The following is a 9,525-nucleotide window of genomic DNA, read 5'->3' on the forward strand; positions in this document are numbered from 1 at the left end:
AGGCTCGGGTTTCAGACTCCAACGAGGTAAATTTGCACCAGCGGCACTACCGTAGAGCTATCAAGCACGGTGTTTCAAACCCCAATGGGGTAAATTTTGCACCGTCGATAGGCTCGCCGCTCTCTTTTAGAACCTCTAAATTTAAGATCACCAAGGGTCTATTCAACTCGCCCGCTAGACAAGTAGGAAAGAATGTCTTACCGGTACCCGGGATACCTACAAGGAAAATACCCTTAGGACGAAATCCGTTATTTTCGGCAATCGTAAGCCTTTTTACGTATTCCTTGAGTTTCTCTGCGCCGCCTACGTCCGAAAGTTTGTATGGGCTCTCAACGACGCTTATGCCGAGTTTACTACTTAGCGCTTGTGCTTTGCTTATACCGAGCGCCTTTTCTTGCGAAGTCAAAACACCGCAGAAATTTTCAAGTTCGATCTCTAAAATAAAATCACGAATATCTGCAAAACAATGGTATGGTGCAAGAAAACAATAAGTTTTATCGGATTTTTGAAGAAGTTCTAATATTTGCGATTGAGTTGGAAAACAAACGACTTCGGAAGAGGTTGTGTCCGCTATAATCGATATATTTTCATAATATACGCTATCGTCGGCTTTTAACCAGAAATTATAGGGTGCCCCCCCCCCACTACAAATTTAATTTTATTTTTTAAGATTTCTTTAATAAAATCTTCGCTATTTCTTAGCTCGTTTGCCATTTTTATCCTCATCCCGCGGTTTTTCGTCGCTTAAAATATCGCTCATTCTAAGCTCTCCTAGAATTTCGCGTTTTTTCTCATTGCTCGTCTTTTCATCGTCGAGCATTTGTTTGAGCTCTTCTATATCTTGCTGATTGGATACAGATCGCTTTTGTGATATTATACCATTTTTTTGATATTTTTGAGTATCAGAAATATCATTTTTATCATCTGATTGTATTTTTTCTGCGTTTAATTTACTTCTAAGCTCTGTGATCTCCGCCTCCAAAGACTTTACTTTTTTACCATAACTTGCATCGAGCTCTTTAAATTTAGCCTCCGCCTTAGCTGTCAGAGCCGCCAGCTCCTCCTGATGCTGCTCTTTTTGCAGGTTGATCTCGTTGACCTTAGTTTGCACGGTGCTTTTTAGGCTAGTGATAGTTTCCTCGCGCTTTGTGATCTCGGAATTTTTATTTTCTACCTCTATACCGAGCTTTTGGATCTCGGAATTTTGGGAATCTATCGTATTTTTTAACAAATTTACCTCTAAAATGTCTTTTGTCAAAAAAGCGCTCGCCATATTAGCGGTATGTTCTTCGCGAAATTTTTGCTTCACATAATTTATACTCTCGTATATAGTATATCCGGAATTGATCCTATCTTTCATCTCCTGATAGGCCACCATCGCCTCTTCTCTTGACTTTGCCAGCCTAATTTTGATCTTTTCAATCTCTTTTTGTTCATACAAAGATATACTTTTTTCTACTACTTCGTCTAAATTTACTTCTGACGCCCCCTTAACGGGTAGCCTAATCTCCGTATTACCTTCTGCGAGGATCTCTTTTTCGCTACTATCCTCGCTTAGGCTTTGCCTAGTTTGAGAATTTTCTCGAATAATCTCCGCCTTAGCGGCTTCTCTTACTATCCTTTCCTTTACCGCTTCCTCTTTTTTCTCTTCTTTTTTCTCGGCAAAGCCAAGAATTTTATCGGCCGAAATAGAATATTCCTTTGTAACTCCCTCCGTAGTGGTATATTCATATCTAAAATCCATACCGGTCTTAGCGAGCTCGCGGCAAAGACCGCTGAGGATGAAGTTATTATCTTTGGCTTGTTGAAAATTATCGCTTAAAGTGAGGCTATTGCGCGCCTTGAGTATTGCAATACGTTCGTTTTCATCAAAGATCCCGCGACGATTGTAAATCAGAGTTAGTTCATTCTTATCAGGATCGAATTCCCTAAAATCTATAAAGCTACGGCTATTAAAGCTTAAAAAGCTATTATAAGCATCTTTTGAAAGCTCTTCATCGCTTGAAAGGGTAATTTTCACATAATCGCCGGTTTCGATAGGCTTTAAATTTCGCTGCGTCAAAGCCGTGCTCAAACGAAAATCAAATTTGCCTATATCTCGCCTTACGGCCGCAGATAGATCCTGCAAAAATTTATCCGTTTTTTCACCTAACTCGCTAATATTAGAGACCTTGAAATCGTAGTCTATGCCATTTTTTTGCATATAGGCGTAAAACTCTTCCTCGCTGCCGTTCCAATACGGCAAAAAAGCCCTATAGGCTTTCTGCGAAAATTCTCTGATATTTAGATCCTCAAATTTAGCATCTTGCAAATTTACGGTTACCATTGTTTTTCTCCTTTTCTTCTGAATTCTTTGAAATTTCCGCCTTGATCTCTTCAACGGCGGAGTAGTCTTCACTCATATTTTTTAAAACATCTTCAAGCCACGATACTTTGCCAAGCGTGATAATCTGGCCGTTTTCTTTCTTGGCTATCAGACGTAAATTTGAAAATTTCTGATCTTCCTCGTTTAAAATTTCTTTGCTATTGTCATAAAAATATATCTCCTCGCAAAACGGAATCACTTTAGCGAGGTTATCAAAGCTCTGCGAATATCTACGCTCCAATACTGCCTCCTCTATGCTATGGCCGTTCTTTTGTGCCCTAATGGCTACTCTTTGCTTTGACAGATCAACGCTTTCAAGACCCACATAAAAGAGCGTTATCCTATAACCGGACGCTTTTGCAGCGCTTATAAATCTAACTATGCCGCGGCCGCTTAGCGTAGTTTCTACGTTAAAATCTATCCCCCTGCGCAGGTAAGACTCTCTAAGCTTGAGCGCTATTTTGCCGGCTCTATTTTGATCCTTTTTATTTTTCCAGTCTCCAAATTCCTTAACGATTTCGTCAGAATTGATTCTAGTGCCGTAAAAATCATTATTATCTATCTGGTTGATATAAAATGTCGACTTACCAGCTCCATTTACTCCGGCAAAAATGTATAAATTTTTCATCCCTATCGCCTTCTAGTCCTATTTTTGGCCTTTTGCTCCCATTCATTCAGCATATCGGCCGTACTTTTGGTTCTATTTTCTCGAACTCTCTCTCTCGTCGTGGCCTCTTCCTTTAAACTCATAATATCGATAAAATCGGACTTAAGATCGTCTAGCGCGCCGATAAATTCCTTTATGTTCGATATAATCTCTTGCTTATGCTGTTCGCGCTGTGCAGCAATCTCTTGAATTTCGACCTCTCGATCAGTGCTATCTATGCGTAGATATCTACCTTCAACGCTTTGATAGGCTGGAATATAGTTGCTTTGTATAGCACTTTCCAAACTCTCCTCATAGCCGTGTCTTAGCACGAAATTTGCTATGATAGTTTGAGCTTCCTCCGCATTAGTACCCACATACTGAATATGGGGGGAGTTGATTTCTCTATCTTGCAGATGAAGTTCCACCACCCCTTCAAAATCATGCTTTTGGAGCTCATGCTCTAAAGAGGCAAGAAATTCCTTTATCTCCGAATAAATTATGCCTCTACACCAAATGTTAGCGGTCTTCACGTCGCCTTTTTGGCTAAGATAGGATAATAAATTTGTTCGCAGATCCTTAGCACCCGTCATAAAAGATTCCGGGTCGCGCCTTTTTTCGATCATTTTACCGATAGCGTTTTCAAACCATCGCTTAGCGCTTTCGTCCTTTACCAACAATATCACCGTTTCCGCCTCTCTCAAGAGACTTCTGCTGCTAGAACTACGCGCCTTTTGTATCACCGAAACAACCTTATTGCTGCTTTAGCCTCATAGTGTTCTTAGAAACGTCTTTGGCGGTATCTGTATCGGATCTCTTTGCCGCACCTAAAATATGCTCTACATTGAGCTCTTTGCCTTGATTTTGAATAGCTTCTTTAAGCTCGTTCATATTATTTTCAAAATTTGCCGGATCAAATTTCCTTATCGCTTCCTTTACCGGATCTGTTTGCAAAATTTTAAGATCCAGTTCCTTGCCGACCTCTCTTTGCTTTTCTATCTCCTTAATAATCCCCACAGTAGAGCTGTATAATTCGCTTTTTTCATCAATTCCGGCACGCTTTAAAATATCGCCTAAACTACTTTCATCGGTATTGCCGCCGGATTTATTCTTTGAGCTCATAATATATCCCAGCATTGCTACCATAGCCTTAGTAGAGAGCATATCCCTATTATCTACGCGGAGATTTGAAAGGTTGCTATTTCTCGACGCCTTTCTTTCCTGTGCCTTCTTTTTGAAATTTTCATAGTCAAATTTCTCTTTTTCGCTCATCACATACTCCTTAGAAAATACCTAAAAATTTCTTTCTCGGTTTAGCTTTTACGCCACCTAATGCCTCATTCACTATTTGCTGCACTCGTTCGACCAGCTTATTATCCCTTTCTGCCATATCGGCAAAAATGGCTTTTAAAGCCGAATCGCTTACGTTGCCGCCTGCACTACCACCACCAAAATTTAAAAGAGACGAAACGTCTTTTTGTATCTTTTCCACCTCTTCGGCCAAAGCCCCTATAGTATCGTCAAGGTTTTGCGTGTCCTCTATAATTTTTTCGTTACTACTTTTTAGATGAATATTCTCATCTTTAAAATACTTTGCCATCGTATTGACGTCGATCCTAGTATCTTTGAGCTTTTGAGCAAGCGCTTTTACCAAAACCCGGATCTCTTCCTCGAAAGGAACCTCATTGTCTAAATTTTGCAATTCTTCGCTCATATTATTTTTCCTCCACATTATAAATTTCTAAGATATATCGCCTTAAAAAGGGATCAAAAAACGTAAATTTAGCTTTGCCAACTTTATTTTTATATATCAAATTTTCCTTTTCTAAAATAGAAAGCCAAGCCGCTATATTCGATTTTACCACGCCGGTTTCATTTACCAAATCATAAGGATTTTCGCCCTTAACTACTTTTAGAAGTATTGCCGAGCCGTGTTTCTTGCCTCGCAAAAATTTTAGCTGTAACATAAAAACTATCTTTTCTCTGCGATAAACTTCATTTATAGCGGCATTTAGATCCGCTTCCGTTACCTCTTGCCCTCGACGGCTCAAGATAAGCTCCCTGCATACACTTTTGACGTAAAAGGGCAAATTATTAGTTCTTCTAATAATTTCTCCTATCAAAGCGTGATCGATATTAAGATCTGCTTCGTTAAATTCGGTTACCAAATACGATGCTGTCTCAATATTTGATAGCTTCGGTAAATTTAAAACCTCGGCAAAGCCGTATAAAGAGCTTTTAGGATTACGAAATATGTCGATTCCGAACGAATTCTTTATGCTTAAGCAAAATATCACATCTGAAAATGGCATCCAGCTATCGTTAAATACGCTATTTAGCTCGAGCTTAGAGCTTTGTATTTTTTCTATTTCATCAAATTCATCGATAAAAAAGTATATCGTGCGCTTCGCTTCTTCCGCAAGGCGCCCAAACGCGATAAAAACATCTTTTAACTGCTCTGTAGCAGCAATATCGTTTTGAAAGCTATTGAATGAAATATCAAAAATTCTTTGTATTTCACGCCGCATAGCCTCAAAGAGATCTTCCGGGCTAAAAATACATTCAAGCTTTAAAAATACCGTAGTTTCGCCGGCTTTTGCTAGCTCGTCATGTAAGGAATGCAAAAACGTGCTCTTACCGAAATATTTCGGCGCAAACACGGCAACGCTTTGCTTTTTTTGGAACTTCCTTAGAACCGATTTTTTAAACTCTTTTCTGCTGATCTCTTCCATATATATTTTTCATAACCGTCTTTGAATTTTCGTTTGTGAAGCTTTGGTTTCATCGTTAAAACCAAAGCTTTTAAATATATCTGCTTGCCGATCGCTTTCATCAAGAGCGCTGCGTATCTGGGATAGAACGTCACTAGCACCTTGAGTATCTTGCATAGGCGGTTTGGCTGCTTCAAATGTATCTTGCTGTCGCGCGTATGTGGCTTTTATCGTATCGATCATATTATAAGTTCTACCAATATTCGTTACGTCAAATCTATTTACGCATTGACTTAGCCAAGGAAATCGATGTGTCATCTCGCCAATGTATCCAAGTAGTTCATCTTTCTCTATTGCTATTTTGGAAGCATAGCCACTCCATTGTCTATGCTCAAAACCGTTATTTTCCATAAAAGCTTTGATCTCGCCGTATGCTGCACGATAATCCTTGCCCGGATAGAATTCTTTTAAGGCCTTGGTATCTAGGTCAAAATTTATGGCTCTTCGAATACGACTCATTTGAAGTATCCTTTGCGTTCAAATCTCCGTATATGACTTATAAGATCTGCATCCCTAAGCTGACCTTCGTCATCGTCTAACCATCTCCACTCTTTCACATTATCGCGAAAGAATTTCTGATTTAGCAAAATAGCGTGTGTAAATTTACCTAAATGCGGAAAGTCTTGATCGTCGTCTTCCTTACAAAGATAGGTAAATTTATCCTTTTTTACTAGGTTGCACTCCTGCGCAAATTTATCGATTATTTGATACACTCTAGCTAGATCACACCTGCCTTCGCGTATAATTTTAGCCTCATCCATTACTATTTTGGTGCCTAGCATCTTTTATCCTTTCCTTTTATTCTTTTAAATATCGAATTATACCATAAGTTATGAAAAAAGATATAACTAAATTATCGTTATGTATATTTTTTCATAACTATCTTTGGATTTTCGTTTGTCGTAAAACAAATTTTGAAAATTTTTTTCGTCTTTGAGCATTTTTCTCAAAATTATAATCTTTGCTAATAAAAGCACGAAAAATAAAAAATTCTTCTATAGCAAAAAACACAAAAAGAGCAAAATATATTAAAGTCTTATATGCAAAACCGAAAAAAAGTTGTAGCGCTTCCTGCAAACCATGAAAGCTACTTGTTTCAAAACTAATGTCATAAATTCTATTAAACAATGATGCAAAATAGCAATAACTTGCCGGAAAGGCATAAAACATAACAAAATATACGATGACTAGCATAATAGCAAGTATCATTTGTTCTTTAAGAAATCGCTTAACTTTATAATTTTCCATCGTATTCTCCTTCATATAATCCCTTTATAATCTGTTTTACTTTTTCAACTTTTTCGGTTTGATCCTTTTCGTGATAAAGCCGAAAGGTCACGTCGCCTAAAAACAAATTATCGTAGGTCATCGTTTTGGAGCATTTAAATTTTCCATTCGTTGAAAGAGGTAATTTTATCCCGTAAATGGTTTTTTGGATATCTCCGAAAGGAAAGCTGTCGGCGATTAGACTTCTTGCAGCTACGGCAAACTCTTTTTCTATCTTGCGTTTTTTGATATTGATCTCCGTAAGCTCCTTTTGGAGCTCTTGTAACTCTGTTTTATAGCTCATTGATTTACCCCTTTAAAAAATACCAGCCAATGCGTTTCCGCCGCAGCAACAAACATCAAGTTTTTGATCCTTATTCATAAGTTCTAAAGTATAAAAAAAACATGCCGCATAAGCCAAAACAGTAAAACCAATCATTGCAATTTGCATCACACCCTCCTTTTATAAAGTTATTTTATAATTTTTTATTTCATTTTCCATAATCTCATAATATCGTTGAAAAAAGATTCTTGTTCATCAAGCTGTATTTTTATCCAAAAAAGATCATTGATTTTTTCTTTACTGTCTAGAGTATCATATATTTTACCGTTAGATACAAATAAACATCTTTTAAAATTATCAAGCTTAATAATAAAATTACGAGCTTTATAAAAATCATCAAATTCCTTAAAACACTCAATTTCATTACCGGCTATAGTATAAAAGACCACATAGCCGTTTTCAATCATTTTCCTTTCAAGCAATGGCACATTATTCATTCTAAACATTATAAATCCTCCATTATTCCTTTCGACTTAAAGATTTTAACCCACCTATCATTCATTCTTGCTTCATATTCTGCATCCTCTTCATAAAATTTACTATGTGCATCCCAATCGTCATAACACTTTTTGCAGTACCAATAACCGCCAAGAACCGGCATTATATAGCCTATGTCAGAATGCTTATTGCAACTATCACATATACCAAAACCGCCTATAGCCCTTACTTCCGCAGCCGAAACTTCGAAAATCTTGAAGCCCTTAACATTTGTAAATCTACGCATTTATTCACTTCCTTAAAAAAATTCTCACAGATCCTCGTCATTCTTACCGGGCATAATCTCTTCATCATCAAACAAAGAAGGTTGAACTTTCTTGCCGCCATTAATGCTAGCAAGTTTGATCTGAAGCCTTAGCTTCTCGTTATCAGCCTCTTTGCTAGCTAGTTTGAGCCTTAAAATTTCAGCCTCCAGCTCAATATCGGATTTTTTAACTTCTTCTGCAGCTTTTACTTCTATAACATCATCAGAAGCATTAATATGATCTTTTTCTCCAATTTCTCCAATTAAAATTTCAGTTTCCTTCTTCTTCCCATCCGATGAAACCTCACTTGTAATCTGTTTAACCTCGTGTCTATTTAAATTTTGGGCTACTTCATCTAAGCCATTATAAGCATACGAAGATTCTATCTTTTTAATAGTTTCAAGAGTATCAAAATCAAAAGTTGTAGTGATCACGCGCCTTATTCTTGATAACTCTTTAAAAGAACCGCTACCTATAAGTTGTGGATTAACCAAATACTCTTTACCGGTATAAAAAGATACATTAAATTCTTCTGCATTATCAGCCTCTATCTTTATCAATACCTTTTTTTCGATTAATGCATTTATACCCTTAGAAACAGCCGGCTGAGATAAATTTAAAGCTATTTGTGTCGACTTCCTAATGGTTGAATTTATAGTTACAACATTATGATAATTCATTTCGTGCATAAGGACAAAAAAAATCCCTTTTTCGATAGGTTTTAAAGCTTCAATAACATAATCGAGATTATCAATAAAAATTTTAATAAATTTTTCTCTATTTTTTTCCTTTGTAACCTTTACATCTTCCCTAGATATTATCTCTCCCGTCTGGTAATCTATTATCTCTTTTTCATTTTTTAAAAGAGTAGTAGCATTCTTAGTATCGTTTATGTCCTTTATCTGCAACTTCCTGCTCACTTGTTATCCTTTCAAAATTTTTAAGAATAATACTACTTTTATTCTTAAAATAGAATTATTACAAAAACATAATAAAATCGAGCTACTAGAAAGAAATTTTATGCAAATTTATAAAACTCTTTAGAATATTCCACACAGAAACAATTTATTCCACACAGAAACAATTTATTCCACACAGAATATTCTAAAATCATAATAAACGGCTCTAAACTCCGATAACAAGGGCATTTAAGTAGATAAAAAATTTTCTAAAAAACGCTGTTTTTTCTAATCTATTCTTATTGTAAAAAAGTAGCAAGAAATGCTACAATCTACAAAAAACAAAGGGTCAAATATACTTAGAAGCTATAGCCAATATTAAAGAAGCTATCGAGTTATACGTTGAGAGTCTTAGAAAAAACAAATTTACTATTGCGCGAATAAAAACTAAATAACATTTAAAACATAATGACAATAAAATCAAACTACATT

General features: G+C 36.5%; 15 protein-coding genes. All 15 read right to left on the bottom strand.

Going from position 1 to position 9,525, the window contains the following annotated elements; all coding sequences use genetic code 11:
- Positions 1-46: 46 nt before the first annotated feature.
- Positions 47-406 carry a hypothetical protein gene (locus tag Q0236_RS09535; protein WP_297917195.1) on the bottom strand — a complete coding sequence of 120 codons (360 nt, stop codon included), beginning with the start codon at positions 404-406 and terminating at the stop codon, positions 47-49.
- A 285-nt stretch (positions 407-691) separates the two neighbouring features.
- Positions 692-2,326 carry a hypothetical protein gene (locus tag Q0236_RS09540; protein ID WP_297917197.1) on the bottom strand — a complete coding sequence of 545 codons (1,635 nt, stop codon included), beginning with the start codon at positions 2,324-2,326 and terminating at the stop codon, positions 692-694.
- Positions 2,298-2,993, bottom strand: a complete 696-nt coding sequence (locus Q0236_RS09545) for an AAA family ATPase (protein ID WP_297917199.1) — start codon at positions 2,991-2,993, stop codon at positions 2,298-2,300. Before Q0236_RS09545 ends, Q0236_RS09540 begins: the two co-directional genes overlap by 29 nt.
- 2 nt (positions 2,994-2,995) lie before the next feature.
- A complete protein-coding gene (locus tag Q0236_RS09550; protein ID WP_297917201.1) occupies positions 2,996-3,697 on the bottom strand; it encodes a hypothetical protein in 702 nt (233 codons plus the stop codon).
- A gap of 67 nt (positions 3,698-3,764) precedes the next feature.
- A complete protein-coding gene (locus tag Q0236_RS09555; protein WP_297917203.1) occupies positions 3,765-4,283 on the bottom strand; it encodes a hypothetical protein in 519 nt (172 codons plus the stop codon).
- A 10-nt stretch (positions 4,284-4,293) separates the two neighbouring features.
- The gene (locus tag Q0236_RS09560; RefSeq protein ID WP_297917205.1) at positions 4,294-4,725 is read right to left on the bottom strand and encodes a hypothetical protein; all 432 of its coding nucleotides are present in this window, start codon (positions 4,723-4,725) and stop codon (positions 4,294-4,296) included.
- A gap of 1 nt (position 4,726) precedes the next feature.
- Positions 4,727-5,743 carry a hypothetical protein gene (locus tag Q0236_RS09565; protein WP_297917207.1) on the bottom strand — a complete coding sequence of 339 codons (1,017 nt, stop codon included), beginning with the start codon at positions 5,741-5,743 and terminating at the stop codon, positions 4,727-4,729.
- Positions 5,744-5,752: 9 nt separating this feature from the next.
- Entirely contained in the window at positions 5,753-6,241 is a 489-nt protein-coding gene (gene vapD / locus Q0236_RS09570; protein ID WP_297917209.1) for a VapD family protein, read from the bottom strand.
- Positions 6,238-6,564: a hypothetical protein gene (locus Q0236_RS09575; protein WP_297917211.1), complete on the bottom strand. Its 327-nt coding sequence runs from the start codon at positions 6,562-6,564 to the stop codon at positions 6,238-6,240. The genes vapD and Q0236_RS09575 overlap by 4 nt, the downstream gene beginning before the upstream one ends.
- A gap of 97 nt (positions 6,565-6,661) precedes the next feature.
- Entirely contained in the window at positions 6,662-7,030 is a 369-nt protein-coding gene (locus tag Q0236_RS09580) for a hypothetical protein (protein ID WP_297917213.1), read from the bottom strand.
- Positions 7,017-7,352, bottom strand: a complete 336-nt coding sequence (locus tag Q0236_RS09585) for a hypothetical protein (protein WP_297917215.1) — start codon at positions 7,350-7,352, stop codon at positions 7,017-7,019. The genes Q0236_RS09580 and Q0236_RS09585 overlap by 14 nt, the downstream gene beginning before the upstream one ends.
- A 12-nt stretch (positions 7,353-7,364) precedes the next feature.
- The gene (locus Q0236_RS09590; RefSeq protein ID WP_297917217.1) at positions 7,365-7,499 is read right to left on the bottom strand and encodes a hypothetical protein; all 135 of its coding nucleotides are present in this window, start codon (positions 7,497-7,499) and stop codon (positions 7,365-7,367) included.
- A 35-nt stretch (positions 7,500-7,534) separates the two neighbouring features.
- The gene (locus Q0236_RS09595) at positions 7,535-7,837 is read right to left on the bottom strand and encodes a hypothetical protein (RefSeq protein ID WP_297917219.1); all 303 of its coding nucleotides are present in this window, start codon (positions 7,835-7,837) and stop codon (positions 7,535-7,537) included.
- Positions 7,837-8,115, bottom strand: coding sequence for a hypothetical protein (locus tag Q0236_RS09600; RefSeq protein ID WP_297917221.1), 279 nt, complete (start codon positions 8,113-8,115; stop codon positions 7,837-7,839). The genes Q0236_RS09595 and Q0236_RS09600 overlap by 1 nt, the downstream gene beginning before the upstream one ends.
- 24 nt (positions 8,116-8,139) lie before the next feature.
- A complete protein-coding gene (locus Q0236_RS09605) occupies positions 8,140-9,054 on the bottom strand; it encodes a hypothetical protein (RefSeq protein ID WP_297917223.1) in 915 nt (304 codons plus the stop codon).
- Between the last annotated feature and the right edge of the window lie 471 nt (positions 9,055-9,525).

Origin of the sequence: uncultured Campylobacter sp. (assembly GCF_938031315.1) — a bacterium.
Lineage (GTDB): Bacteria > Campylobacterota > Campylobacteria > Campylobacterales > Campylobacteraceae > Campylobacter_B.